The organism is Mesorhizobium sp. WSM4887 (assembly GCF_029625865.1).
GTDB lineage: Bacteria > Pseudomonadota > Alphaproteobacteria > Rhizobiales > Rhizobiaceae > Mesorhizobium.
The window spans coordinates 199,010-222,997 of sequence record NZ_JARTVP010000004.1 but is presented as its reverse complement, the minus strand read 5'-3'; the positions used below and the strand labels follow the sequence as shown (position 1 = coordinate 222,997).

Sequence of the window (23,988 nt, the reverse complement as noted above, 5' to 3'; positions counted from 1 at the left end):
CCGAGACGAAACAGCCGGCCTCAGGCCGCCTCGCGCGCGGGCCGCGCAATAGCCTTGTCGGACATCTGGCCGGCAGTCGGTCTGTCGACATGCGCCCAGGCCGGTCGCTCGAACAGGAAGGTTCCGAAGCCGGTGCGCTTGACGATGAAGTAGAGAATGACCGGGCTGATGACCGAGACGAGCAGCACCGCGAGGCTGAGCATGCCGGTATCGGTCAGAAGGCCGCTTGCCAGCATGATCCCGCGGAAGATCGACATCGGGATCGTGAAGGCGACATAGACGACCAGCGAATGCTCGCCGAGCCAGCGCAGCCATTCCATCGCGGCGAATTTCGACAGGAAGCCGCCGGCGACGCAGAGCGCCACCGCGCCGGCGACGGCCAGCGTAAGATGCAGCGGCGGCCATGCCGCCAGGCCCATCTGCATGCCGACCGGCTCGACGGCGTAGCCCGGCGAGTAGACGAGCAGGCCGTTGACGATGGCCCACACGATCAGCCCGGCAGCGGCGATCGCCGGACGAGCTTGCGTCCACGCGACCAGCCGGAACACCAGCGGCGCCATGACGAAGCCGAGATAGAAGAACACGAAATAGGCGGCGAATTGCGTGAGCGCATAGCTGTCCGAATGCGGTGCCCACATCTGCAGCGCGGCGGCAGCCGAGATGACGATCCAGTGCGGCACGCCTAGCTCGCGCAGGATGCGCGCCACGAGGCCGAACACGGCCAGCATGTAGATGAACCACAGCACGCCATAGGGCTGGACGACAGCCACGGCGAGGTCATGCAGCATGCCGGCGGGATCGCGGCTGAAGATGCCGATCTTCAGCCCGATCGAGATGACCGCCCACAGGACATAGAAATAGAGGTAGTGGACGACGCGCCGGTCGATATAGCGCCGCCAAGGCCGGTCGATCACCTGCGACAGGAAGAGCCCCGAGATCAGGAAGAATTCCGGCATCCGGAACGGGGTCGCGAAGCCGATGACATAATGCAGGAAGCCGACGCCGCCGGTATATTCGCCGGTGTTGTAGGCGGAATACATCATCACCACCAGGATGATCGAAAGACCTTTTGCCGTGTCCACCCACGGCATGCGCGTCGAAATGTTCATGAAAAACCCCGCAAAGGCACCCAGCGCCATAGTACCGGACAGGCGCGTCTCTAGCAGCATGAAGCTTCGGATATCGTAAACGCGGCGCTGTCGGGCTGGAGCTCGGAGCCGGGTCAGCGGCTGGTCTCTCGCATCGCCACCGCCACGATTACACCCGAGAGGAAGGTCAGCGCCGCGATCGCCGCGATCGCCGCGGCGAAGCCGAAGAAGTCGGCGATAAGGCCCGCCGACAGCGCTCCGATTGCGTAGCCGAGATCGCGCCAGAAGCGATAGACGCTGAGCGAGCGCGCCCGCCAGGACGGATGCGATGCGTCCGATACCGCCGCGATCAGGCTTGGATAGACCATCGCCGTGCCCAGGCCGAGCAGGAGGCTCGCCAGCAGCCACCAGCCGAAGTCGCGCGTCATGGCGGTGAGCAGAAGGCCGGCAGCCTGCACCCACATGCCGGCGACGATCAGGCCCTTGCGGCCCCAACGGTCGCTCAATGGCCCGGTTGCGACCTGTAAGACGCCCCAGACAGCGGGATAGACCGCCTTGAGGATGCCGATGCGCTCGACGCCGAGCCCGTTGGCGACGAAGAAGAGCGGAAAAAGCCCCCAGCTCATGCCGTCGTTCAGATTGTTGACCAGGCCCGCCTGCGAGGCCGCGAACAAATTGCGGTCCCGGAAAGAGGTCAGCATGAAGATCTCGCGAAAGCCGAGCGGGGAGACAGCTTTCGGATCGTTGGCCAGTTCCAGCCGCACATGCTCGCGCGTGTCGCGCACCAGAAGGATCGACAGCGCGGCACCCAGGATCGCATAGCCGATGCCGAGATAGATCGGCACCGGGCGCAGCCCGTACCGGCCGGCCAGATAGCCGGTCAGAAAAGCGGTGACGCCGACGGCGAGGTAGCCGGCGAACTCGTTGAGGCCGACGGCGAGCCCGCGCGATTTTGGCCCGACCAGATCGACCTTCATGATGACGGTCATCGACCAGGCAAGTCCCTGGTTGATGCCGAGCAGCGCGTTGGCGGCAATGATCCACCCCCAACTCGGCGCCCAGATGATCATGAAGGGCACCGGGAGGCCGAACAGCCAGCCGAGGATCAGCACGCGCTTGCGACCCCATGTGTCGGCAAGCTGGCCGGAGACGAGATTGGCGCAGGCCTTGACCACGCCGAAGCTCATGATGAAGGAGGTGACGAGCGTCGTGGAAGCAACGTGGAATTCCTCCGCGCCGATCAGCGGCACGACGGTTCGCTCAATGCCGACCATGCCGCCGACAAAGGCGTTGATCAGCATCAGCAGCGCGAACTGTTTCCAGTTGGCCTTGAGGCCGAGCGCGACGGCAGGCGCCGTTGCGCTCACGATCGCGATCCGGCGTTGGCGGCGCGGGTCCGGGCCGCGTCCGGCGGCGGGGGAGGGATGTCGGCGGTCATGGCGGCGATGAACTGGTCGACGTCCTCGATGCGGAAGGCCTTGTTGAAGCGCCGCTCAAAGCCGATGGTCGATGTCGGCTTGCCGCTGAGCGAGCGGCCGCACACCGAGCCGGAATAGGCGCCCGGCAGCACCTCGATGTGATCGGGCAATTCCTTCAGCCGGCGCACGCTGGCATAGAGCGCGCGGGCTCCGTCCTCGGCGCTCGAAGCAAGCTCGGTGCGACCGAGATCGCCAACCATCAGCGTGTGACCGGTGAGTACGAACCAGGGTTCGGTCGATCGCGTTCGGTCGGTGACTAAAAGGCTCAGATGCTCCGGCGTGTGGCCGGGCGTGTGCATGACGGTCGCCGTCACATTGCCGAGCTCCAGCACCTCGCCGTCCTTCACGTGGCGGAACGGGAAGCCCGCCTCGGCGCCTTCGAACAGCACGTATTCGGCGCCCGTCGCTTCGGCGAGCGCACGGCCTGCCGAGATATGGTCGGCGTGGATATGCGTGTCGACGACATAGAGGATGCGCATGCCTGTCGCGCGCGCCGCCTCGACATAAGGCGCGATCTCGCCGACCGGATCGACGACGGCAGCAGACGCCTTGCCGCCGCAGCCGAACAAATAGGACGCGGCGACCGGGTCGGTATGCAGGAACTGCCTGAGAATCTTCGCTTTTCTCCAAAGGGCAATTGCAGGTCGCTTGGCTTGACGGCAGGTCGAAACCATCATTCAATAATTACATTGAATGACGATGGGTCGCAGAAAGGTCGATGTCAATCCGCAATCCGAAGCTGGCGCTGTACGAACAGTTCGCGATCGTCGCCAAGGCGCTCGGCAATCCGCTGCGCCTGGAACTGATCGAGCATTTGGCGCAAGGCTCGCGCAGCGTCGAGGCGCTTGCTGCGAAGCTCGGCCAGCCGATCGCCAACATCTCCCAGCATCTGCAGGCGCTGCGCCGCGCCGGCATCGTCTCGGCCGAACGCGACGGCAAATACGTGCGCTATTCGCTGAGCGATGCGAGCGTGCTGTCGGCCTTTGCCGCGGTGCGCGGCATTGCCGAGCGGCAGCTTGCTGAGGTCGATCGCATTGTGCGCGACTGTTTCGAGGCACGTGACGACATACAGCCGGTCACGCGCGGCGAGCTTCAGGCGCTGATGCGCGACGGGCTGGTGACGCTGATCGACGTCCGCCCGCCAGACGAGTTTGCGCTTGGCCACGTGCCCGGCGCGGTCAATGTTCCCCTCGGAGAAGTAAAGGCCTGGTCCCACGGTGCCGACCCCGGCCGGGAAATCGTCGCCTACTGCCGCGGCCCCTGGTGCGTGTTGTCCTTCGAGGCGGTGGCCGCGCTGCGCTCGCTTGGCCATTCCGCGCGCCGCCTCGAGGACGGCATGCCGGAATGGAAAGCCGCTGGCCTGCCGGTGGAAATGGCGGCCTGACGGTGTCGCTAAGAAATGCATGTCGCCCGGAAATGGGCAGCGGTTCTGCGACAAGGGGCGGCGAGCAAGTTTTGGGCTCGCAGCCAACGCAAATTGGGCGTATCGTGACATATCGTCGGTTGCTAATAAATGGCCCGGCGACTGAGAGCGCAAGACTCCCGCATCGGACTGGGCGCTAGCATCCACAACCACTCGTCGCGCCCACAAGACCACCTGCCTCTGTCGAAACCTCTTTTGCTCGGTTCCGGCCAGAATTGCCCTTCGCAATTCGGAATGGGAGCGTTCTGATGCAGCAGATCACGCAAACCCCCCGACGTTTCCTAGCCGGTGCTGCCCTGGCAGGCGCTGCCGGTGTCGTCGTCCTTAAGATGTGAGCAACAGGCAAGCCCAGAGCCCGCCATGCAGGTACGGCCGACTGTGCATAACACAGCATCCACGGGTCAGCGTTCTCAGTGTCGCACTTGCCACCATCTGGAAAGGAGGTTCCCATGCATACCGTATATCCCGGACGGTTCAGCCGACGGAGGTTCCTGCGTGGGATGACGCTGGCGGGGACGGCGGGGCTTCTGGGCTGGCACCCCAGGCGCGCCGCTGCGGAGCCACCGCCTGAGACGACGCGGATCCGGCTCGTCCGGGTTCCCAGCATCTGTCAGGCCCCCCAGTATGTAGCCGAAGAACTGTTGCGCAGCGAAGGGTTCACCGAGGTGCACTACCTCCAAAGAGAGGGGACGGCAGACATCGCGCCGGCCCTCGCCTCCGGTGAAGCCGACCTCAGTGCGCATTTCGCCGCCCCGCTCCTTCTCCGCCTGGAGGCGGGGGATCCCATCGTCATCCTGGCAGGCCTCCACGTCGGCTGCTTTGAACTGTTCGGGACCGATCGCATCCAGTCGATCCGCGATCTCAAGGGGAAGACCGTGGCCGTGCCAGCGCTAGATTCCAGCCGATACGTCTTTCTCGCCACTATGACGGCGTATGTCGGCCTGGACCTCCATAAGGACATACACTTCGTCATGCATCCGGGACCCGAGTCCATCCGGCTCCTGAGTGAGGGGAAGATCGATGCCTATTTGGGCTTCCCCCCCGAACCGCAGGAGATGCGGGAGCAGCAGATCGGCCATGTGGTGATCAGCAGCACCGTGGACCGGCCCTGGTCGCAATACTTCTGTTGTATGTTGGCGGGGGAGCGGGAGTTCGTCCGTACGCATCCGGTGGCCACCAAACGCGCCCTCCGCGCCATCTTGAAAGCGGCGGATTTCTGCGCCAGCGAGCCCGAGCAGTCCGCCCAGTTCTTGGTGCAGCAGGGTTATACTAAGCGCTATGACCATGCCCTCCAGGTCATGAAGGCGATCCCCTACGGTTGGCGTGAGTATAGCGCTGAGGACACCCTGCGCTTCTACGCCCTGCGTCTCCACGAGGTCGGGATGCTGAGGAGCACCCCCCAGAAGCTGTTGGCCCAAGGCACCGACTGGCGTTTCTTCAACGAACTGAAGCACGAGCTGAAGACCTGACTAGGCGGCCAGCCGCGTGCCCATTTACCACGCGAGGGAGAACCCCATGCAAATCATCCAGAACCGTCGCCACTTCATGGCCGGAGCTGCGGCAGCAGGCGCTTCAGCTCTCATCGGCACAACGACTGACGCTTGGGCCGAGGCACTCCCTGAAACGACCTCCGTTCGCTTGCCGCGGTGGATCGATGGTGCCTACTGCTGGGCAGGCATGTACCTGGCCGGAGAGTTCCTCAAAGCGGAGGGCTTCACCGACGTCCGCTACGTGCAGGGCGACGAAAAAGTCGATCAGGCGGTGTGGATTGCGCGCGGCGACACGGATTTCAGCATGAACTACGCGCCGGTCCATGTCGCGTCGATCGACGCGGGCGTGCCAATCAGGGTGCTTGGCGGTCTGCATTCCGGGTGCCTCGAGCTGATCGCCAACGACAGCATCCAAGGCATCCCGGACCTCAAGGGCAAACGGGTAGGCATGCATGACATCCATGCGCCGTCGCGCGTGCTGGTCGCCCTGATGGCCGCCTATATTGGCCTGGATCCCGTCAACGACATCGAATGGGTCGAGGAAAGCAAGCCGGTGGAAGCCTTCGCCGACGGAAAGTTCGATGCATATCTCTTCACGCCTCCGGAGACGCAGCAACTGCGCGCCAAGAAAATCGGCCACACGATCCTCAACACGACCCTCGATCGCCCTTGGTCGCAGCACTTCTGCTGCATGACCTCGGCCGCTGCGGACTACGTGAACAGATACCCGGTGGCGACCAAGCGCGTGCTCAGGGCCATCCTCAAGGGCGCCGACCTATGCATTTCGGATCCCGCATGGAGTGCAGCGCAAATGGTCGATCGAGGTTTCGTCCCCAGCTACGAAATCGCGCTGCAAACGCTGAGCGACACGCGATACGGCGTATGGCGGGACTACGATGCCGAAGCCTCGATGCGCTTCTACGCGTTGCGCATGCAGGAGACGGGCATGATCAAGTCGAGCCCACAGCAGATCATCGCCGAGGGAACAGACTGGCGATTCCTGGAGCAGCTGAAGCGTGAGCTCAAGACGTGAGCGGGTTGGCAGCCCGCATCTTGCTGCTGGCGCTGATGGCCGGGCCAGCGCAGGCGCATGATGCGCAGCACGATGAGCGATTGCCGGCAATCGGACCGGCTCCGGACTTTACGCTGACATCGCAGGACCGGGCGAGCGTGTCGCTGCACGACTTTCGCGGCAAGGTGATCGCCATTGCATTCATCTATACGCACTGTACCGACGTCTGTCCCATGCTGACCGCCCAGATGGCCAGCGTGCAGGAAAAGTTGGGCAGTGCGTTCGGACCCAAGATCGCCTTCATTTCGATCACCGTCGACCCGGAGCGCGATACGTCCGATGTTTTGAACGAATATGCGCAGAATTTTGGCGCCGATCTGAAGGGCTGGTCGTTTCTTACCGGCGATCCGGCGATTGTCCATGAGGTTGGACGGAAATACGGGGTCTTCGCGAAGAAGGCGGCGAACGGTGAAGTCGACCATACCTTGTTGACCTCGCTCGTAGACCCGAATGGCATCTTGCGAGTACAATATCTTGGCGTCCGGTTCGACTTGGAGGAGTTCCGGGGTGACCTTCTCGGCCTCTTGGACGAAACCAAATAGCATAACGAACTGGCTCGTTGGCTGGGTTGCCCGGCTGCCGGCGCGCGTCCAGACCAAGCTCTTGATCGCGTTCCTGTCGATCGTCGGCCTGCTCATCGTGCTCGGTGCCGTCGGGTTGCAGGTGCTGAGTGGGGTCAACGATCAGACCAACGAGCTGATCAAGCTGCAGCGCAGGATCGCGGCCTACCGCCAAGTACAGCACGATACGACCACCCAGCTCTACGGTATCTCCACCGCCCTGTTGCTACAGGATAACCGGATGCTGGATACGGCGCTGCGCCAGCTCAATCAGTTCGGCTACGACCTCGAGCGCATGGAGTTCGTCGCCAAAGCCGAGGTGGAAGTGCTTGGCCAGGTCAGGCAAGAGTACGAAAAACTGACGGCCGGGGTGACGCACGTGGCAGAGCTTGTCCGCGCGGGCCGTACCGAGGAGGCGCGCAAGGTTCAGCTTGATGAAATCATACCGTCGGCTGATCGCCTCGAGCGGCTGACAAACCAGCTGGTCAACATGGCCGAAGCCGACATGGTGGCGGCCATCGAAACGACCGAGGGTGCGTACGGCACGTCCAGACTGATCGTGGTTTCGTTTGCCGTGGGCAGTATCCTGCTAGCGTTGGGGCTCGGTTACATCATCTCCTGGTCGTTGATCGAACCGGTCAAGAAGATCGAGACGCGTCTCAGCCAGATAGCGGCCGGCGACTTCGCCCAACGGGTTGCCGTCGCCAATCGCGACGAACTTGGAGTGCTCGCTGCTAACGTCAACCAGACCTCCGACCAGCTGGGCCGCCTGTATCAGGAGATTGAGACACGCACGCAGCAGCTCGACGAAGCCCTTCAGCAGCAGACAGCCACTGCAGACGTTCTGAAGGTCATCAGCCGCTCTACCTTCGATTTACAGGTGGTGCTCGATACGTTGGTGGAATCGGCTGTCAGGCTCTGTCGCGCCGACAAGGGTGGCATCGTGCAGTTGCTTGATGGCGTATTCCGCTATGTGTCGACGCTTGGCTACCCGCCCAGTTTCCGTGCCTATGTCGACGCCAATCCACTTCCAGCGCTTGCCGCTGGGCGAGGCTCCGCCGTAGGGCGCGTAATCGAAGAACGGCGGATCGTGCAAATCGAAGACGTGACCGCTGATCCGGACTACCGCGTCGCCTTGATCGCTGAGGCAGGCGGATTCCGCACCGTCCTCGCTGCCCCGCTGTTGCGGGAAGGTGATCTCGTTGGCGTATTCGTCATGACGAGGGCTGAACCGCAACCTTTCAGTCCCAAGGAGATCGCGCTCGTCGAGACATTCGCCGACCAGGCCGTGATCGCCATCGAAAATGCGCGGCTCTTCGAGGCGGTGCAGGCACGGACGCGCGAGCTTGCGGCGTCGGTCCGTGAGCTCGAGGCGCTTGGCGAAGTGAGCAAGGCGGTCAATTCGACGCTGGATCTCGACACGGTGCTGAAGACGATCGTTGCCAAGGCGGTCCAGTTGTCGGCGACGGATGCTGGCACCATCTACGTGTTCAGCAGCACGCGGCAGCAATTCCGTCCGCGAGCAAACTTTGGGATGAGCGATGAGCTTATCGCGGCAGTCTCGCAGCAGACGATCGGGCTGGCCGATATGGGTATTGGCGACGCGCCCGGACGGTGCATGCCGGTGCAGTTTCCCGACCTCGGCAAGGAAACCTCATCCTTCCTTGTGAGAAAGACGATCCTCGACGCCGGATATCGCGGCATCCTGATCGTTCCGCTGCTGAGGCCCAACAAGATCGTCGGTGCATTGGTCGTCAGGCGCCACAAGCCAGGCGCCTTCGATGAGCAAGTTGTTCACCTGTTGGAGACCTTCGCAGCCCAATCGGTGGTCGCGATCCAGAATGCCAAGCTGTTCCGCGAGATCGAGGAGAAAGGCGAGGAGCTGGAAGCAGCCAGCCGCCACAAGTCCCAGTTCCTGGCGAATATGAGCCACGAACTCAGGACACCGCTCAATTCAGTTCTGGGCTTCACAGAACTGCTGGTCGACGGCATCTATGGCGAACTCCCGGACAAGGCAAAGGCGACCGTCGCGCGTGTGCAGGCAAACGGCCGTCACCTCCTCGGGCTCATCAACGACGTGCTCGACCTGTCCAAGATCGAAGCCGGCCAGCTCACGCTGGCGATCGAGGACTACTCCGTCGCGCAGATTGTCCGATCGACCCTTACGGCGGTCGAGCCGCTGGCACGGGCGAAGGGTCTTGAGCTTTCAGCGACTGTTGCCGAGAACCTTCCAATCGGCCGTGGGGACGAACGCCGTTTGACGCAGATTCTGCTCAATCTCGCAGGCAATGCCGTCAAGTTCACCGAAACAGGTGCAGTCGACATTCTTGCCGATGCGGTCGGTGGGAACTTCGAGATCACCGTCCGAGACACCGGTCCCGGCATTGCGTCCAAAGACCAGGCTCTCATCTTCGAAGAATTCCAGCAAGTCGACAACAGCAGCACCAGGCAGAAAGGTGGCACAGGTCTTGGCCTGGCGATCTCGAAGCGCATCGCCGAAATGCATGGCGGAACCTTAGACGTCGAGTCCGTGATCGGGTCAGGGTCGACATTCCGTCTGAAGGTCCCGATCAGGATGAATGAGGACGTGAGGGCCGCATGAGCAAACGAATCCTGATGGTCGAAGACACCGAGGACAACCGCCAAATCATCCGCGATCTCATTGCCACCACCGAGTACGAACTGATCGAGGCGGCGGACGGTGCCGCCGGCATCGCTGCAGCCGCAGCACACAGGCCAGACCTGATCCTTATGGACATTCAGCTCCCGGTGATCGACGGGTATGAAGCGGCCCGCCGCATCAAGGCCGACCCGGCGCTCCGGCACATTCCGATCATCGCCGTCACCTCGTACGCGTTGTCGGGCGACAAGGCGAAAGCCCTTGCTGCTGGGTGCGATGGTTACATTGCCAAGCCATTCAGTCCACGCCAGCTGCTTTCCGAGATTCGCGGTTTCCTTTCTTGAGGGAGGCAACACCTTGCACGATCCGCCTCGCATTCTCGCGGTCGACGATACTCCGGAAAACCTCGAGATCCTGCGCATGCGTCTCGAGGCGAATGGCTATGAAGTTGTAACCGCCGCCGATGGTGAAGAGGGGCTTGCGAAAGCCCGCGAACTCACGCCGGATCTGATCCTGCTCGACATCATGATGCCGAAGCTCGACGGCATCAGTGTGGTCCGCATGCTCAAGCAGGATCAATCGCTGCGATCGATCCCCGTCATTCTGGTCACCGCGAAAGCCGACACGCGCGACGTGGTCGAGGGGCTGGACGCCGGTGGCGACGACTATCTGACAAAGCCCTTCGAGCACAGGGCGCTGCTGGCGCGGGTGCGCTCGATGTTGCGCCAGAAGGCGCTTCACGACACTGTCGCGAGCCAAGCCAAACGCCTCGAGGACCAAGCCGCGCAACTTTCCGACTGGAACCGCTCGCTCGAGCAAACCGTGGCCGGCCAGGTGACGGAGCTCGAGCGAATGGCGCGGCTCAGGCGGTTCCTGCCCGAACAGGTCGCCGACCTCATCGTTGCGGCGGGCAATGGAGATGCGCTCTTGCAGAGCCACCGCCGCGAGGTGACGGTTGTCTTTTGCGATTTGCGCGGCTTCACTGCGTTCGCAGAGACCGCCGAACCCGAAGAAGTCATGACAGTTCTGGCCGAGTATCATTCCTGTCTCGGCGAACAAATCGTCCGTCACGAGGGGACGCTCGAGCGGTTCGTGGGCGACGGTATCGTCGTGGTTTTCAACGATCCAATGCCATGTGCCGACCACAGCGAGAGAGCTGTCTCGATGGCTGCCGCAATGCGCGAAGCGATTGACGAGCATTCCGAGCGATGGCGCAAGCGGGACTATTTGCTTGGCTTTGGGATCGGCATTGCCAGGGGCCACGCAACCATCGGGCGCATCGGTTTTGATCAGCGCTCGGACTATGCCGTCATCGGCACCGTGTCGAACCATGCCGCCCGTTTATGCGAGGAGGCCAAATCGCGCCAGATTCTTGTTAGCCAACGGGTCCTCGGAGCTGTCGAGTCGTTGGTCGAATCCGTTCCTGTTGGCGAACTGACGCTGAAGGGCTTTCGCCGCCCGATGCCTGCCTATGAAATCGTGCGGTGGATCGGTCGGCCAATCTAGCGTTGAGCGCACTCCGGCTTCGTTCGAGGGATGCGGTGCGTCGAACCACCGGCGCCGCGGCGCGGATCTGCCGTTCACGTCGCGGCAACTTGTAAATCCGCTTCGGGTCAGGGCCTCACGCCCAGACGGCGGACAAACCGTGCTGACGATAGGCCCGCCTGGCCGCAGGCGAGCTGTGATAGTTGACTGCTGTACCCTAGTCCTTGGCGCGCTCGACATAGGAGCCGTCGGCGGTCATGACCACCACGCGCGTCCCGGTCGTGATGTGCGGCGGCACGGCCGTGCGCACGCCATTGGAAAGCACCGCAGGCTTGTAGGACGAGGACGCCGTCTGGCCCTTGGTGACCGGCTCGGTATCGACCACCTCGAAAACAGCGCGCTGCGGCAGCGTCAGCGAGATCGGCGCGCCGTTGAACTGCGCCAGCTGCACCGCCATGCCTTCCTGCAGGTAGGGCGCCATGTCGCCGACCACGCTTTCGGAGGCTACGACCTGGTCGTAGCTTTCCGGGTTCATGAAATGGAAGCCTTCGCCGTCGGAATAGAGGAAGGTGTGCTCGCGCTCCTCGACATAGGCGCGCTCGACCATCTCGGTCGTGCGGTAGCGCTCCGAGATCTTCACCCCGTCGCCGATGCGGCGCATGTCGAGCTGCGTCACCGGCGTGCCCTTGCCAGGGTGGATGTTTTCGGCAAAGAGGATGACATAGAGCTTGCCGTCCTTATCGACGACGTTGCCTTTGCGTAAGGAACTGGCGATGACCTTGACCACGATATTCAATCCCAATCGAGTTTTTCGGCCTGCAAGCGTCTTTGCCCACGAAGCGGCGACGGCGGCCATCGCGTGCGCCGTAGCGCATCTTGCGTCGAACCGCCAGCCTCCTCGGCGATTTTCCCGCCCATGACCACCGCTTCGCCCTGGTGGACGCCGCATGTTCATGCCGACCGCCGGCCAAGGCTGATGGCGCGCAACGCCATTGCCGCCGCCTTGCGCGGTTGGTTCGCGGAGCGCGATTTCGTTGAGGTGACGACGGCCGCCCTGCAGGTTTCGCCCGGCAACGAGGCGCACCTTGCGGCCTTCGCCACCGAGGCGATCGCGCCGGACGCGTCGCGCCAGCCGTTATACTTTCACACCTCGCCGGAATTCGCCTGCAAGAAGCTGCTTGCCGCCGGCGAGAAGCGCATCTTCAGCCTGGGCTCCGTTTACCGAAACCGCGAGCGTGGGCCGCTGCATCATCCCGAATTCACCATGCTCGAATGGTACCGCGTCGGCGAGGCCTATGAGCGCCTGATGGCCGACTGCGCCGAATTTCTGGCGCTCGCCGCGGAGAAGGCCGGGGCCAAAAGCTTTCGGTTTCGTGGCCGCGAGGCCGATCCCTTCGCCGAGCCGGAGCGGCTGAGCGTGGCGGAAGCATTCATGCGCCATGCCGGCATCGATCTGCTGGCGACCGTCGGCGCCGACGGCAGCACCGACCGCGAAGCGCTCCACCAGGGCCTGGTCCGCGCCGGCCTGCGCACCGCGCCCGACGACAATTGGGCCGACCTGTTCAGCCGCGTGATGGTGGAAAAGGTCGAGCCGGCGCTGGGGCAGGGACGGGCGACAATCCTCTATGGCTATCCAGTCTCCGAGGCGGCCCTTGCCCGGCCGAGCGCGGAGGACCCGCGCGTCGCCGAACGCTTCGAGCTCTACTGCTGCGGCGTCGAGCTCGCCAATGCGTTTGGCGAGCTCACCGATCCGGCCGAGCAGCGCCGCCGCTTCGTCGCCGAGATGGACGAGAAGGAGCGCATCTATGGCGAGCGCTATCCGCTGGACGAGGATTTCCTCACCGCGCTTGCCATCATGCCGCAGGCGAGCGGCTCGGCCCTCGGCTTCGACCGGCTGGTGATGCTGGCAACCGGCGCCGCCAGGATTGAAGATGTGATCTGGGCGCCGGTGGCCGGCTAATCCGCACTGTTCACGCGGTTACGGCGGGGCAGTGCGCTGCGAAGGGCCGCGATTGCCTTGAGATTGCCGCATCCGCCATTGCACAAGCGCTGGTGGAACAATAGATGGTGCAGCAGCATCCAAGACGATTGTGCGGGCTTCCAGAGATGGCGGCCCGGCATCCATGGATGTGCGGTAGCATCTGCCCTCCCGCACAGCTTGAACAAACAGGACCAACCGCATGACCGACACGCTCGACGCAGGGAAACTGACCGGCCGCGTCGCGGCGCTCGTCGAGGCGGCCAAGCGCGCCGGGGCGGACGCCGCCGACGCGGTCGCCGTGCGCGGCCGTTCGGCCGGCGTGTCGGTGCGGCTGGGCAAGGTCGAAGGCACCGAATCGTCGGAAAGCGAGGACGTGTCCCTGCGCGTCTTCGTCGGCCAGCGCGTGGCGAGCGTCTCGGCCACCGCCGCCTCCGACCCGAAGGCGCTTGCCGAGCGCGCCGTCGCCATGGCGAGAGTCTCCCCCGAGGATCCGTTCCAGGGCCTTGCCGACCCGGCGCTGCTCGCCCGCAATTTGCGTGATCTCGACCTCTTCGATCCGACCGAGGTGTCGGTTGATCAGCTCAAGGAGGCGGCGCTGGCAGCGGAAGCGGCGGCCCTTGCCGTCAAGGGCGTCACCAATTCCTCCGGCAGCAGCGCCAGCGCCGGCCTTGGCGGCCTGGTGCTTGCGACCTCGCATGGCTTTGTCGGCCAATATGTCGCGTCGCGCTTTTCGCGCTCGACCAGCGTCATTGCAGGCCAAGGCACGGCGATGGAACGCGACTATGAATTCTCCTCGCGCCAGCATTTCGCCGATCTCGACGCGCCGGAGGAGATCGGCCGCAAGGCCGGCGAACGCGCCGTGCGTCGCCTCGGCGCCCGCAAGGCGGCGACCGGCCCGGTCGACGTCGTGTTCGACCCGCGTGTGGCGCGCGGCATTGCCGGCCATCTCGCCGGCGCCATCAACGGCGCCGCGGTGGCGCGCAAGACCAGCTTCCTGCGCGACATGATGGGAAAGCAGGTAGCCTCAAGCGCGATCACCGTCACCGACGAGCCGCTGCGGCGTCGCGGCCAGGCGTCGCGGCCCTTCGACGGCGAAGGCGTCGAGGGCGACAAGCTGTTGATGGTCGACAGAGGCGTGCTCAACCACTGGTTCCTGTCGACCTCGGCCGCGCGCGAGCTTGGTCTCGTCACCAACGGCCGTGGCTCGCGCAGCGGCTCTTCGGTTTCGCCGTCCTCGACCAATCTGGCCATCGAGCCCGGCGATCGCGCGCCGGAGGAGCTGATCGCCTCGCTGCAGCGCGGCTTCTACGTCACCGAGGTCTTCGGCCAGGGCGTCGACATGGTGACCGGCGAATACAGCCGTGGCGCCTCCGGCTTCTGGATCGAGAACGGCGCGCTTGCCTATCCGGTGGCCGAGGTGACGATCGCCTCCAATTTGAAGACCATGTTCCTCAACATGGTGCCGGCGAGCGATCTCGACCGCAATTTCGGCACTGCCGCGCCGACGCTGCTGATCGAGGGGATGACCCTTGCCGGCGCCTGACATGGTCATCTCAGCCGAGACGCACGAAGACCTCGCTCTGCTGCGCGACGCCGCCCGGGAGGCGGGCACCATCGCCATGCGCTACTTCGGTCAAAACCCCCAGGTGTGGATGAAGGGCGGGACCTCGCCGGTCAGCGAAGCCGACCATGCGGCCGACGCCTATCTGCGCGAGACCCTGCTCAAGGCGCGGCCGAATTATGGCTGGCTGTCCGAAGAAACCGCCGACGATCATGCCAGGCTGTCGGCCCGCCGCACTTTCGTCGTCGACCCTATCGATGGCACGCGCGGCTTTCTCGATGGCCTGCATTCCTGGTGCGTCAGCGTCGCCGTGGTCGAGGATGGCCGCTCGCTGGCCGGCGTGCTCGAATGTCCGGCCAAGCGCGAGACCTACTGGGCGCTGCCGGGCGAGGGCGCGTTCCTCAACGGCAAGCGCATCCAGGTGCGCCAACTCGGCGATACGGTCGAGATCGGCGGGCCGAAGCCGCTGGTCGACCGCATGCCCGCTTCCTGGCAAGCCCGGATGCGCCGCGTCGCTTACATCCCCTCGCTCGCTTACCGGCTGGCGATGATCGCCAACGGCAAGCTCGACGCGACCTTCGTCAAGCCCAACGCCCATGACTGGGACATCGCCGCCGCCGACCTTATCCTCCGCGAGGCGGGCGGCGCCTTGCTCGACCGCACCGGCAAGCCGCCGCGCTATGCCGGCGAGGTGATCAACCATGGCGCGCTCGCCGCCGGCAGCGGCGAACTGCTGGGGGTCCTGGCCGGCGTCATTGCCGGAGCTGACCAAGGGTGAGTCGGCCCACGGTTTCAAAATCGGCGGCTTTGGTCTAAACGTTTCACAAAATTCATGAATCTGCGAAGGATCGGCATGGCCGTGGAAGACGGAAAGAAACAGCTTTTGCACCTGGTGTTCGGCGGCGAGCTGAAAAAGCTGGGTGGAACCGAGTTCCGTGATCTGGATGCGCTCGACATCGTCGGCATCTACCCCGACTATCAATCGGCGCACGCCGCGTGGAAGGCGAAGGCGCAGGCCAGCGTCGACAATGCCCATATGCGCTATTTCGTCGTTCACCTGCACCGGTTGCTCGATCCGGAAACAAAGGCAGCCGGTTGACATCGATGGAGCATGAAGCGGTGAAAGGAGCGACGGGGCGCGCCGCCGGGCGGGGCGGGACTCGCACGCTGTGGCGCCGCATCCGAGAGCCGCTCGCCCAGTCGCGATTCGTCAAGAATTTCATCGCCAGCCTGTTCGCCTGGTTCGTGCGGCTGATTCGCATCACCAGCCCGCTGGTGAAAGGGTCGACGCAGGTCGCCGGCGGCGCCTATGCGCATCTCGAACCGGGCATCATCGCGCTGTGGCATGGCCAGCATCTCTTGACGCCGGCTTATTATCCCAAGGGCCGGCCGCTGGTCGCCATGGTCTCGCGCAGTGCCGACGCCGAGCTCAACGCGCTGATGCTGAACAGATTCGGCATCGAGGCGGTGCGCGGCTCGGGTGGCCGCGACAGTTCGAGGCATCTCGACAAAGGCGGCGCCAAAGCCTTGATTGCGCTCAAGAAAGCGCTGGTCGCCGGCAAGAATGTCGCGATGATCGCCGACATTCCGCATGGCACGCCGCGCGACGCGGGGCTGGGCATCGTGCTTTTGGCCAGGCTTTCCGGGCGCCCGATCCTCCCCTCGGCGATCGCCACCAGCCGCCGCAAGGTGCTGGAAAAGAGCTGGGACAAGACCACCATCAACCTGCCGTTCGGCCGCTCCGCCGTTGTCGTCGGGCAGCCGGTGTTCGTGCCGTCCAACGCCGACGACGCCGAGATGGAGCGAAAGCGCCAGGAGGTCACCGCCTCGCTCAACGCCGCGACCGCCGAGGCCTACCGCCTCGTGGACGGCGACAAATGAGCGAGCGCTGGGCGCGCGCGGCCCTGACCGCCTACCGCTACGCCGGGGCCGTCGCCTATCCGCTGATCGGACCCTATGTCGCCTGGCGAGCCTCGCGCGGCAAGGAAGACCGCGTTCGCCGTCGCGAGCGCTACGGCGTCGCCGGCCGTCCGCGTCCGGAAGGACCGGTCATCTGGATTCACGCCGCGAGCGTCGGCGAGACGATCGCCGTCGTGCCGCTGGTCGAAAGCATCCTCGATTACGGCGTCAACATCGTGCTGACGACCGGCACCGTGACCTCGGCCAAGGTCGCCGACGAGCGGCTTGGCAGCCGCATCATCCACCAATATGTGCCGCTCGACCTCAAGCCCGCTGTAAGCCGCTTCCTCGATCACTGGCTGCCGGAGCTGGCCATCATAGCCGAATCGGAGATCTGGCCGATGACCATCCTGGAACTCGGCGCGCGCAACGTGCCGCAGGTTCTGGTCAACGGGCGGCTGTCGGACCGTTCGTTCCGGTCGTGGAAGAAGCGCGCCGGCGTCGCCGAGGCGCTGTTCAAGAATCTTGCCCATGTCGTTGCCCAGTCGGATGTCGACGGCGAGCGGTTCCGCGTCCTCGGCGCCCGGCCGGTGACCGTTTCCGGCAACCTCAAGGTGGACACCAACCCGCCGCCGGTCGACGAGCGGGCGCTGGCGATCCTGCAGCGCCAGATCGGCTTACGCCCGACCTGGGCGGCGATCTCGACCCATGACGGGGAGGAGGTCGCCGCGGCGGAAGTCCATGCGACCTTGCACAAGCGCCACCCTGGACTGCTGACCATCGTCGTGCCCCGCCATCCCGACCGCGCGGACGCGCTGGCCGCGCAGATCTCCGGCATGGGGCTGAAAGTGGCGCGCCGCAGCAAGGGCGACCGCATCACGCCCGACACCGATATCCTGCTCGGCGACACGATCGGCGAGATGGGACTTTATCTCAGGCTGACCGAGATCGCGTTCGTGGGCCGCTCGCTGACCTCCGAGGGCGGCCAGAACCCGCTGGAGCCGGCGATGCTCGACACGGCGGTGCTGGCCGGCCGCAACGTGCAGAATTTCCGCGAAGCCTATCAGCGCCTGCTCGATCGCGGCGGCGCCAAGCTGGTGCGCGACCGCGACATGCTGGCCGGCGCCGTCAATTTCCTTTTGACCAACGAGGCGGTGCGCCACGAGATGATGGCGGCGGGCGCGGCGACCGTCGATGAGATGCGCGGCGCGCTTCAGCGCACGCTGAAGTCGCTCGAACCCTACATCCAGCCGCTGGTCGTCAAGGCGCGCCTGAAAGGCGCCAACGGGCGCTAGCGCATGGCCCAAAAATTCGGATCCGATCTTTGGAAAGGGTCATGCGCCATGGAAGTCGCGCCATGACCAGCGAAGCGCCGCCCTTCTGGTGGGAAAAGCCGGACTGGCGCGTGCTGGCGCTTTCGCCGGTGTCCGCGATGTATGGAATGGTGGCTGGGCGCCGCATGCGGCGCGCGCCGCGCGAGAAGGTCGCGGCACCTGTGCTGTGCGTCGGCAACTTCACCGTTGGCGGCAGCGGCAAGACGCCGGTCGCCATCGCGCTGGCTAAACAGGCAAAGCGCATGCAGCTCACGCCCGGCTTCCTGTCGCGCGGCCATGGCGGTTCCTTCGCCAAGCCGCATGTCGTCGATGCGCATCACGACGCGGCCAAGCATGTCGGCGACGAGCCGCTGCTGCTTGCCGAACATGCGCCGGTCGCGGTGACGGCCAACCGCGCCGCCGGCGCCAAACTGCTGATGGCAGAGCATGGCTGCGACTTGCTGATCATGGATGACGGTTTCCAGTCGGCGCGCATCCATATCGACTACGCGCTGGTCGTGGTCGATGCGCGTTTCGGCATCGGCAATGGCCGCGTCATTCCGGGCGGGCCGCTCCGGGCAAAGATCGTTGATCAGCTGGTGTTCACCGGCGGCTTGCTGAAGATAGGCGAGGGGAGCGCGGCCGATACGGTGGTACGCCAGGCGGCGCGCGCCGGCCGGCCGATCTTTTTGGCCCATGTCGAGCCGGCGAACCCGGCGCGCTTCGCCGGCGGGCGCTTCCTTGCCTTTGCAGGCATCGGCCATCCGGAAAAATTCTTCGATACGCTGCGCAGCGCCGGCGGCGAGGTCGCGCTGTCGCGCGCTTTTCCCGACCATCATTTCTACGCCGCGGACGAGCTTGCCGATCTGGCGGCGCTTGCCAAGCGCGAGGGGCTTCGGCTTGTCACCACGGCAAAGGATGCCGCGCGGCTTCGCCACGGCGCCGCACCCGCCGGCTTCCTGGAGCAGCTCGACGTGCTTGAGATCGACGCCGTGTTCGAGATCGACCACGTGCCGGAGCGCATCATCAATGAGACGCTGGATGCATGGCGGCAGCGCAAGATGAGACCGTCCTCATCCTAGGAGGTTCTACCCGCGCTTGCGCAGCTCCGGATGCGCCTCGATCTCACGCCGCAGCGACGCTGCCGCGTTCACATATGGCTCCTGCCTGGCGACGCTCCAGTATTTGAGCTCGTCCAGCGGGATGCTCTCGCCGGTCACCGCGCAGCGCACGAACGCGCCGGGGCTCGTCACCTGGAAGTCGCCGTCGAGATAGCGGATGCGCGCTTCCTTGCCGCCGGGGCCTTCAAAACGGTTCATCATGGAATGGCGCATAGGTTCATAGGGGTTCAATCGCCACAAATCGAAGGCAAGGTCAAGCTTGGCGCAATGCTCATGTAGTATGCCGGTTGGCACAATGGTTGTCGGGAAGCGCCATGGACATCACCAACGCCAGCGTGACGTCGCTGCTGAAAGAGGCGCTGGCGCCGCAGCCGGTGCCGTCGCCCAAGGCCGAACCTGCGACCGCGGCGCTGGTCAAGGCGCTCGTCCAGTCGCCGGCGCCGTCCGTCGTGTCCTCCGCACAGGTGGCCGCGCAGGCGCTGAACGGCACGTTGCCGGCCGCTCGACCAACTCAGCGTCTGTCCTCGGCCGAGATCGAGAACGCCTACAGAGCCGTCCTGGAATCCGATGCCGACCCTGATGGCGCCTCGACGAAGTCTCCGGTTGGCAGGTCGGCGGCTGACGCCGATCAGCTTTCGCGGGCGCTGCCCCAGGTTCCACCGCCGGCCGCCGATGGCACCGCAAGGGTCGTGGCGGCGCCCTCTTCGTTCTCGCCGGTGCTTGCGTCCGGAGTGCTGGTAGCGGCCAACGCCAATGCGCCGCCGCGCGGCGGCGTTCGCAGCCCCGGCCATGCCCCGCGATCCGAACCCGGCCAGACGCCGCTGTGGATGATATCGATCGTGACGGCCGTCGTCTCGGCTGCGACCGCCACGATCGTGCTGATGCTGCTTCGCTGATCCGAGCGATCTAGTCCTCGTCCTGCAGGAAGGCTTCGAGCTTCTCCGGCGCCAGCCCCGCCTGTTCGGCGATGCGTCGGGCGAGATCGGCGGCGGCCGCGCGCGGCCGTCCGACCGGACGGTCGAGCCAGTAGGACACCGGATTGAGCGCGACCCGCTCGTCAACGGGAACAATCCGGCCCGACTTCAACTGGTCTGCCGTCAGCGGCGGCCGCGCCAGCGCGATGCCGAGCCCATGCGCCGCCGCGTCGAGCACCAGATTGTAGTCCTCGAAACGCCGGTCCTGCGGGCGCGGGCGATAATCGACCTCCTGTGCCGCGAACCAGGCGCGCCAGGCGGACGCGTCGGAATCGTTGATCAGCGGGAATTTGAGCAGCCGAGCCGGGTCGCCTTGCCCGATCTCCTTCGCCAGCTCCGGCGAGGCGATCGGGAAAATGTGCTCCTCGAAAAGCTGCACCGAGACGCGGCCCGGAATGCGGCCGCGCCCGCAGCGCACCGAAAGGTCGATGCCTTCGTCGGCAAGGTCGGCCTGGCGGTTGTCGACGTCGAGCACGATGCGCAGCCGCGTCGGGTTGTTTTCGAGCGCCGCCATGCGCGGCATCAGCCAAAGGCCGCTGACCGAAGGGATCGAAGCCAGCCGCACCACCGCGGTGCCGCGCGGCTCGACCCAGCGATCGGAATTGACCGAGATCAGCGCGAAGGCCTCGGTGGTGCGCAGGTGCAGCCGGTTGCCCTCATTGGTCAGCGTGACGCCGCGCGCGTTGCGCTCGAACACCTTGAGCCCGAGCCAGTCCTCCAGCTTGGCGATCTGACGGCTGATCGCGCCATGGGTGAGGTTGAGCCTTTCGGCCGCCGCGGAAAAGCTTCCTGTCCGCGCCGCCGCGTCGAAGGCGCGCAAAGTCTCGAGCGGCAATAGCTGGTCAGAGCTGTGAAGCATGCTCACAGCTGACCCCCGAATTGCTCGTTTGTCAATCGGCGGGCAATGACGTTTTCTCTCTCTATGGCACTGAGAGACGAGGATTCGGCAATGAGCGCTTACACCGCCACGTTGAATGAGACACAGCGCATGGACACCACGGCCGCGATCGCGGTGGCACTGACGGTGGTCGGCTGGGCGTCTGCCTTCCCGGCGATCCGCGCTGGCCTTGCCGCCTTCCAGCCGCTGGAGCTCGGGGCGCTGCGCTTCGCCATCGCGGCCGTGCCGGCAGCGATCTTCCTTGCGGTCAAGCGTCCGGCGCTGCCGAGGATCGATGAGCTGTGGCGTTTCGGCTTCGGCGGTGCCATCTTCGTCGCGCTCTACACCGCCATGCTCAATTTCGGCGAGCTCACCGTCTCGGCGGGCGCCGCCGGCTTCATCATCAATGTCAGCCCGATCTTCACGGCCATCATGGCCATGGCGCTGCTCGGCGAGCGCTTTTCCGGCATGGCCTGGCTTGGCACGGTGATCTCGTTTGCCGGCATCGGCATCATCGCGGTGGCGGACGGCCATGGCCTGCATTTCAACACCGGAGCGCTGCTGGTGCTGGGCTCCGCCCTTTGCTCGGCCGTCAACACCATCGTCCAGAAGCCGCTCTTTGCCCGCCACCATCCGCTGACGATCGCCGCTTCCAACATGGTGCTCGGCGCGCTCTGCCTATCGCCCTTGCTGGCGGAAGCGTTTTCGCAGGCCGCGGTCGCCGACATGGCCGGCCTCGGCGCCGTCATCTATCTGGGCATTGTGCCCAGCCTGATCGCCTACGCCGCCTGGGCCACCGCGCTGTCGCGCCTGCCGGCCGCGCGCGCCTCGAACTTCCTCTATCTGGTCTCGCCGACCTCCGCTCTGATCGGTTTCTTCTGGCTCCGCGAAGTGCCGACACTCTTCGGCATGCTCGGCGGCGCGCTGGCGCTCGGCGGTGTGATCGTGGTGAATTTGAAGCGGTAAGTCAAAGGGTTGAGGCCGGTTCCTGACTCAAGAAAAGCGCCGCCTCGAGCGGACCTTTATCTGGCCGCTACGCGGCCACGAGAACAGGTTGGTGCTGGCGCTGAAGGTCTCCTCTCCCATCGGGAGAAGTCAGCGGAAGTGAAGCGGAGGCTGGGTGAGGGCTTTGGTGCGCTCACCTTCGCCCGAACAATCTTTCAATGTCGGCGAGTTTCAGCTCGATATAGGTCGGCCTGCCATGGTTGCAGGTGCCGGAGCCGGGCGTCGCCTCCATTTGGCGCAGCAGCGCGTTCATCTCCTCGGCCTTGAGCAGGCGGCCCGAGCGCACCGAGCCGTGGCAGGCCATGGTCGCGGCTATTCTGTCCAGCCGTTCCTTCAGCGTCTCGACCGTGTCGTTGTCGGCGATCTCGTCGGCGAGGTCACGCACCAGTTGCTGCACATTGGTTTCGCCGAGCATCGACGGCGTCTCGCGCACTGCCACCGCGCCCGGGCCGAAGCGCTCCAGGCCGAGGCCGAATTTGGCCAGTGTCTCGGAATGCATCGCCAGCCGTTCGGCATCCTCTTCCGGAAGGTCGACGATCTCGGGCAAAAGCAGCATCTGCGAAGGCACGGCGCGAGAGTGCAGCGCGTTCTTCAAGGCCTCGTAGACCAGCCGCTCATGTGCGGCATGCTGGTCGACGATGATGAGCGAATCCCGGGTTTGGGCGACGATATAGTTCTCATGCACCTGAGCGCGCGCCGCGCCCAGCACCGTGCCGAGCAGCGCCTCGGCCGGCTCGGCGATGCCCGCCCGCGCGTCGGCGCTTGCCAGCGGCCTGGTGTCGAAGGCAGCCTGATCGTTCTCGGCGAAGCCGCCTCGCGCCGGCCGCGCTTCGCCCATGTCGAGCGGCCGCTGCGGCGAGCGCGCCAAATTCGAACCGTGGTCGAAGCTGGAGCCGGAGGCGCGAAAAGCGGCCTCATAGCTGCGGTGGCCATTGGCCGGTCCGGGATGCGAATAGGACGCCGCGCCGGGCCGGAAAGCCGCCATCATGCCGGCCGCGCCGGTGGTCGCGGCCCGGATGCCGGCGCCGGCCATCGCCTCGCGGATGGCGCCGACAATCAACCCGCGCACCAGGCCCGGATCGCGGAAGCGCACATCGGCCTTGGCCGGGTGGACATTGACGTCGACGGTTGCCGGATCGAGCGAAAGGAATAGCACGGTGACCGCATGCCGGTCGCGCGGCAGCACGTCGGCGAAGGCGCCGCGGATCGCGCCGGCGATCAGCTTGTCGCGCACCGGCCGGCCGTTGACATAGGCATATTGCTGCAGCGCGTTGGCGCGGGTGTAGGAAGGGATCGAGACGTGGCCGGCAAGATGCACGCCGTCGCGCATGGCATCGATCGCAATGGCATTGTCGGGAAAGTCGGCGCCCATCACTTGCGCGATGCGGGCGAGCCGGCCCTCCGGCGTGCCGCCGGTCGCCGGCAGCTCCAGCGTCGAGCGGTCGGAACCGGCAAGCGTGAAGCGCACGGCGGGGAAGGCGATGGCGATGCGCTTCACCACGTCACCGGTGACCGAGCTTTCGGCGCGCTCGCCCTTCATGAATTTGAGCCGTGCCGGCGTGGCGAAGAACAGGTCGCGCACTTCGACGGTGGTGCCGCGGTTGGCCGCCGCTGGCTTGACGGCCGACACCCGGCCGCCCTCGATGCTGATCTCGGCCGCGCTGTCGCCGGCGGCCGTGCGCGAGCGGATCGAAAGCCTGGCCACCGAGCCGATCGACGGCAACGCCTCGCCGCGGAATCCGAGCGAGCGGATGTCGTGGATGTCGTCCGACAGCTTCGACGTGCAGTGTCGGGCAACTGCCAGCGCCAGTTCGCGCTCGGGAATGCCCGAGCCGTCATCGGTGACGCGGATGAGCGAGAGCCCGCCGCCGGCGGTGACGATCTCGACGCGCGACGCGCCGGCGTCGAGCGCATTCTCGACCAACTCCTTCACCACGCTTGCGGGACGCTCGATGACCTCGCCGGCGGCGATCTGGTTGATCATCGTTTCGGAAAGCTGGCGAATGGGCATCCGAGGATTATAGGCGGATTCGAACGGTGT

General features: G+C 65.1%; 23 protein-coding genes. 16 read left to right on the top strand and 7 right to left on the bottom strand.

Annotated elements, in window-relative coordinates:
- Positions 1-20 precede the first annotated feature (20 nt).
- The 3 genes from P9230_RS17970 to P9230_RS17960 form a co-directional block, all read right to left on the bottom strand.
- Positions 21-1,109 (bottom strand): acyltransferase family protein, encoded by a 1,089-nt coding sequence (locus P9230_RS17970; protein WP_127215909.1) that lies wholly within the window; start codon positions 1,107-1,109, stop codon positions 21-23.
- 113 nt (positions 1,110-1,222) lie between these two features.
- Complete coding sequence (locus P9230_RS17965; RefSeq protein ID WP_278120493.1) at positions 1,223-2,464, bottom strand: MFS transporter; 1,242 nt, start codon at positions 2,462-2,464, stop codon at positions 1,223-1,225.
- Positions 2,452-3,243, bottom strand: a complete 792-nt coding sequence (locus tag P9230_RS17960) for an MBL fold metallo-hydrolase (RefSeq protein WP_278120189.1) — start codon at positions 3,241-3,243, stop codon at positions 2,452-2,454. Before P9230_RS17960 ends, P9230_RS17965 begins: the two co-directional genes overlap by 13 nt.
- A gap of 41 nt (positions 3,244-3,284) precedes the next feature.
- Between P9230_RS17960 and P9230_RS17955 the strand changes: the two genes are divergently transcribed.
- From P9230_RS17955 to P9230_RS17925, 7 genes are all read left to right on the top strand, one after another.
- Positions 3,285-3,950, top strand: coding sequence for a metalloregulator ArsR/SmtB family transcription factor (locus P9230_RS17955; protein WP_278120187.1), 666 nt, complete (start codon positions 3,285-3,287; stop codon positions 3,948-3,950).
- Between the two features lie 488 nt (positions 3,951-4,438).
- Complete coding sequence (locus P9230_RS17950; RefSeq protein ID WP_245307706.1) at positions 4,439-5,458, top strand: ABC transporter substrate-binding protein; 1,020 nt, start codon at positions 4,439-4,441, stop codon at positions 5,456-5,458.
- Positions 5,459-5,504: 46 nt separating this feature from the next.
- Positions 5,505-6,512 (top strand): ABC transporter substrate-binding protein, encoded by a 1,008-nt coding sequence (locus P9230_RS17945; RefSeq protein ID WP_127240481.1) that lies wholly within the window; start codon positions 5,505-5,507, stop codon positions 6,510-6,512.
- 5 nt (positions 6,513-6,517) lie between these two features.
- Complete coding sequence (locus P9230_RS17940; protein WP_127240480.1) at positions 6,518-7,093, top strand: SCO family protein; 576 nt, start codon at positions 6,518-6,520, stop codon at positions 7,091-7,093.
- Complete coding sequence (locus tag P9230_RS17935) at positions 7,059-9,713, top strand: GAF domain-containing protein (RefSeq protein ID WP_278054883.1); 2,655 nt, start codon at positions 7,059-7,061, stop codon at positions 9,711-9,713. The genes P9230_RS17940 and P9230_RS17935 overlap by 35 nt, the downstream gene beginning before the upstream one ends.
- Positions 9,710-10,075 carry a response regulator gene (locus P9230_RS17930; RefSeq protein WP_095783172.1) on the top strand — a complete coding sequence of 122 codons (366 nt, stop codon included), beginning with the start codon at positions 9,710-9,712 and terminating at the stop codon, positions 10,073-10,075. The genes P9230_RS17935 and P9230_RS17930 overlap by 4 nt, the downstream gene beginning before the upstream one ends.
- Complete coding sequence (locus P9230_RS17925; RefSeq protein ID WP_278054880.1) at positions 9,993-11,237, top strand: response regulator; 1,245 nt, start codon at positions 9,993-9,995, stop codon at positions 11,235-11,237. The genes P9230_RS17930 and P9230_RS17925 overlap by 83 nt, the downstream gene beginning before the upstream one ends.
- Before the next feature lie 196 nt (positions 11,238-11,433).
- Here the strand turns inward: P9230_RS17925 and efp are convergent, their stop codons facing one another.
- Positions 11,434-12,003 carry an elongation factor P gene (efp, locus tag P9230_RS17920; RefSeq protein WP_067000944.1) on the bottom strand — a complete coding sequence of 190 codons (570 nt, stop codon included), beginning with the start codon at positions 12,001-12,003 and terminating at the stop codon, positions 11,434-11,436.
- Positions 12,004-12,132: 129 nt separating this feature from the next.
- Between efp and epmA the strand changes: the two genes are divergently transcribed.
- The 7 genes from epmA to lpxK all read left to right on the top strand — a co-directional run bounded on the left by epmA (position 12,133) and on the right by lpxK (position 19,052).
- Positions 12,133-13,176, top strand: a complete 1,044-nt coding sequence (gene epmA / locus P9230_RS17915; protein WP_067329773.1) for an EF-P lysine aminoacylase EpmA — start codon at positions 12,133-12,135, stop codon at positions 13,174-13,176.
- A 220-nt stretch (positions 13,177-13,396) separates the two neighbouring features.
- Entirely contained in the window at positions 13,397-14,740 is a 1,344-nt protein-coding gene (locus P9230_RS17910; protein ID WP_278120184.1) for a TldD/PmbA family protein, read from the top strand.
- A gap of 1 nt (position 14,741) precedes the next feature.
- A complete protein-coding gene (locus P9230_RS17905; RefSeq protein WP_278054874.1) occupies positions 14,742-15,536 on the top strand; it encodes a 3'(2'),5'-bisphosphate nucleotidase CysQ in 795 nt (264 codons plus the stop codon).
- A gap of 75 nt (positions 15,537-15,611) precedes the next feature.
- Positions 15,612-15,857, top strand: a complete 246-nt coding sequence (locus P9230_RS17900) for a DUF4170 domain-containing protein (protein WP_040973997.1) — start codon at positions 15,612-15,614, stop codon at positions 15,855-15,857.
- 5 nt (positions 15,858-15,862) lie between these two features.
- The gene (locus tag P9230_RS17895) at positions 15,863-16,639 is read left to right on the top strand and encodes a lysophospholipid acyltransferase family protein (protein WP_067000444.1); all 777 of its coding nucleotides are present in this window, start codon (positions 15,863-15,865) and stop codon (positions 16,637-16,639) included.
- Positions 16,636-17,952: a lipid IV(A) 3-deoxy-D-manno-octulosonic acid transferase gene (gene waaA, locus P9230_RS17890; protein ID WP_278120182.1), complete on the top strand. Its 1,317-nt coding sequence runs from the start codon at positions 16,636-16,638 to the stop codon at positions 17,950-17,952. The genes P9230_RS17895 and waaA overlap by 4 nt, the downstream gene beginning before the upstream one ends.
- Positions 17,953-18,014: 62 nt before the next feature.
- Entirely contained in the window at positions 18,015-19,052 is a 1,038-nt protein-coding gene (gene lpxK / locus P9230_RS17885; protein WP_278120491.1) for a tetraacyldisaccharide 4'-kinase, read from the top strand.
- A 6-nt stretch (positions 19,053-19,058) separates the two neighbouring features.
- Here lpxK and P9230_RS17880 read toward each other — a convergent pair whose 3' ends face one another.
- A complete protein-coding gene (locus P9230_RS17880; RefSeq protein WP_067000947.1) occupies positions 19,059-19,292 on the bottom strand; it encodes a DUF2093 domain-containing protein in 234 nt (77 codons plus the stop codon).
- 113 nt (positions 19,293-19,405) lie between these two features.
- Between P9230_RS17880 and P9230_RS17875 the strand changes: the two genes are divergently transcribed.
- On the top strand, positions 19,406-19,987 hold the full coding sequence (locus P9230_RS17875) for a hypothetical protein (protein ID WP_278120180.1): 582 nt from the start codon (positions 19,406-19,408) through the stop codon (positions 19,985-19,987).
- A gap of 10 nt (positions 19,988-19,997) precedes the next feature.
- Here the strand turns inward: P9230_RS17875 and P9230_RS17870 are convergent, their stop codons facing one another.
- Positions 19,998-20,924, bottom strand: coding sequence for a LysR substrate-binding domain-containing protein (locus P9230_RS17870; protein WP_278088143.1), 927 nt, complete (start codon positions 20,922-20,924; stop codon positions 19,998-20,000).
- 90 nt (positions 20,925-21,014) lie between these two features.
- Here P9230_RS17870 and P9230_RS17865 point away from each other — a divergent pair, with 90 nt between their 5' ends.
- Positions 21,015-21,908 carry a DMT family transporter gene (locus P9230_RS17865; protein WP_278120178.1) on the top strand — a complete coding sequence of 298 codons (894 nt, stop codon included), beginning with the start codon at positions 21,015-21,017 and terminating at the stop codon, positions 21,906-21,908.
- Between the two features lie 172 nt (positions 21,909-22,080).
- Here the strand turns inward: P9230_RS17865 and mutL are convergent, their stop codons facing one another.
- Positions 22,081-23,958, bottom strand: a complete 1,878-nt coding sequence (mutL, locus tag P9230_RS17860) for a DNA mismatch repair endonuclease MutL (RefSeq protein WP_278120176.1) — start codon at positions 23,956-23,958, stop codon at positions 22,081-22,083.
- Between the last annotated feature and the right edge of the window lie 30 nt (positions 23,959-23,988).

Excerpts from the sequence above, each read along its gene's own strand:
- P9230_RS17945 (WP_127240481.1), top strand. The coding sequence starts at position 5,505 with ATGCAAATCATCCAGAACCGTCGCCACTTCATGGCCGGAGCTGCGGCA.
- P9230_RS17970 (WP_127215909.1), bottom strand. The coding sequence starts at position 1,109 with ATGAACATTTCGACGCGCATGCCGTGGGTGGACACGGCAAAAGGTCTT.
- lpxK (WP_278120491.1), top strand. The coding sequence starts at position 18,015 with ATGACCAGCGAAGCGCCGCCCTTCTGGTGGGAAAAGCCGGACTGGCGC.
- P9230_RS17905 (WP_278054874.1), top strand. The coding sequence starts at position 14,742 with ATGGTCATCTCAGCCGAGACGCACGAAGACCTCGCTCTGCTGCGCGAC.
- P9230_RS17870 (WP_278088143.1), bottom strand. The coding sequence starts at position 20,924 with ATGCTTCACAGCTCTGACCAGCTATTGCCGCTCGAGACTTTGCGCGCC.
- P9230_RS17960 (WP_278120189.1), bottom strand. The coding sequence starts at position 3,243 with ATGATGGTTTCGACCTGCCGTCAAGCCAAGCGACCTGCAATTGCCCTT.
- P9230_RS17950 (WP_245307706.1), top strand. The coding sequence starts at position 4,439 with ATGCATACCGTATATCCCGGACGGTTCAGCCGACGGAGGTTCCTGCGT.
- P9230_RS17875 (WP_278120180.1), top strand. The coding sequence starts at position 19,406 with ATGGACATCACCAACGCCAGCGTGACGTCGCTGCTGAAAGAGGCGCTG.
- epmA (WP_067329773.1), top strand. The coding sequence starts at position 12,133 with ATGACCACCGCTTCGCCCTGGTGGACGCCGCATGTTCATGCCGACCGC.
- P9230_RS17930 (WP_095783172.1), top strand. The coding sequence starts at position 9,710 with ATGAGCAAACGAATCCTGATGGTCGAAGACACCGAGGACAACCGCCAA.
- P9230_RS17900 (WP_040973997.1), top strand. The coding sequence starts at position 15,612 with ATGGCCGTGGAAGACGGAAAGAAACAGCTTTTGCACCTGGTGTTCGGC.
- waaA (WP_278120182.1), top strand. The coding sequence starts at position 16,636 with ATGAGCGAGCGCTGGGCGCGCGCGGCCCTGACCGCCTACCGCTACGCC.
- P9230_RS17865 (WP_278120178.1), top strand. The coding sequence starts at position 21,015 with ATGAGCGCTTACACCGCCACGTTGAATGAGACACAGCGCATGGACACC.
- P9230_RS17880 (WP_067000947.1), bottom strand. The coding sequence starts at position 19,292 with ATGATGAACCGTTTTGAAGGCCCCGGCGGCAAGGAAGCGCGCATCCGC.
- P9230_RS17895 (WP_067000444.1), top strand. The coding sequence starts at position 15,863 with ATGGAGCATGAAGCGGTGAAAGGAGCGACGGGGCGCGCCGCCGGGCGG.
- mutL (WP_278120176.1), bottom strand. The coding sequence starts at position 23,958 with ATGCCCATTCGCCAGCTTTCCGAAACGATGATCAACCAGATCGCCGCC.
- P9230_RS17955 (WP_278120187.1), top strand. The coding sequence starts at position 3,285 with ATGTCAATCCGCAATCCGAAGCTGGCGCTGTACGAACAGTTCGCGATC.
- P9230_RS17910 (WP_278120184.1), top strand. The coding sequence starts at position 13,397 with ATGACCGACACGCTCGACGCAGGGAAACTGACCGGCCGCGTCGCGGCG.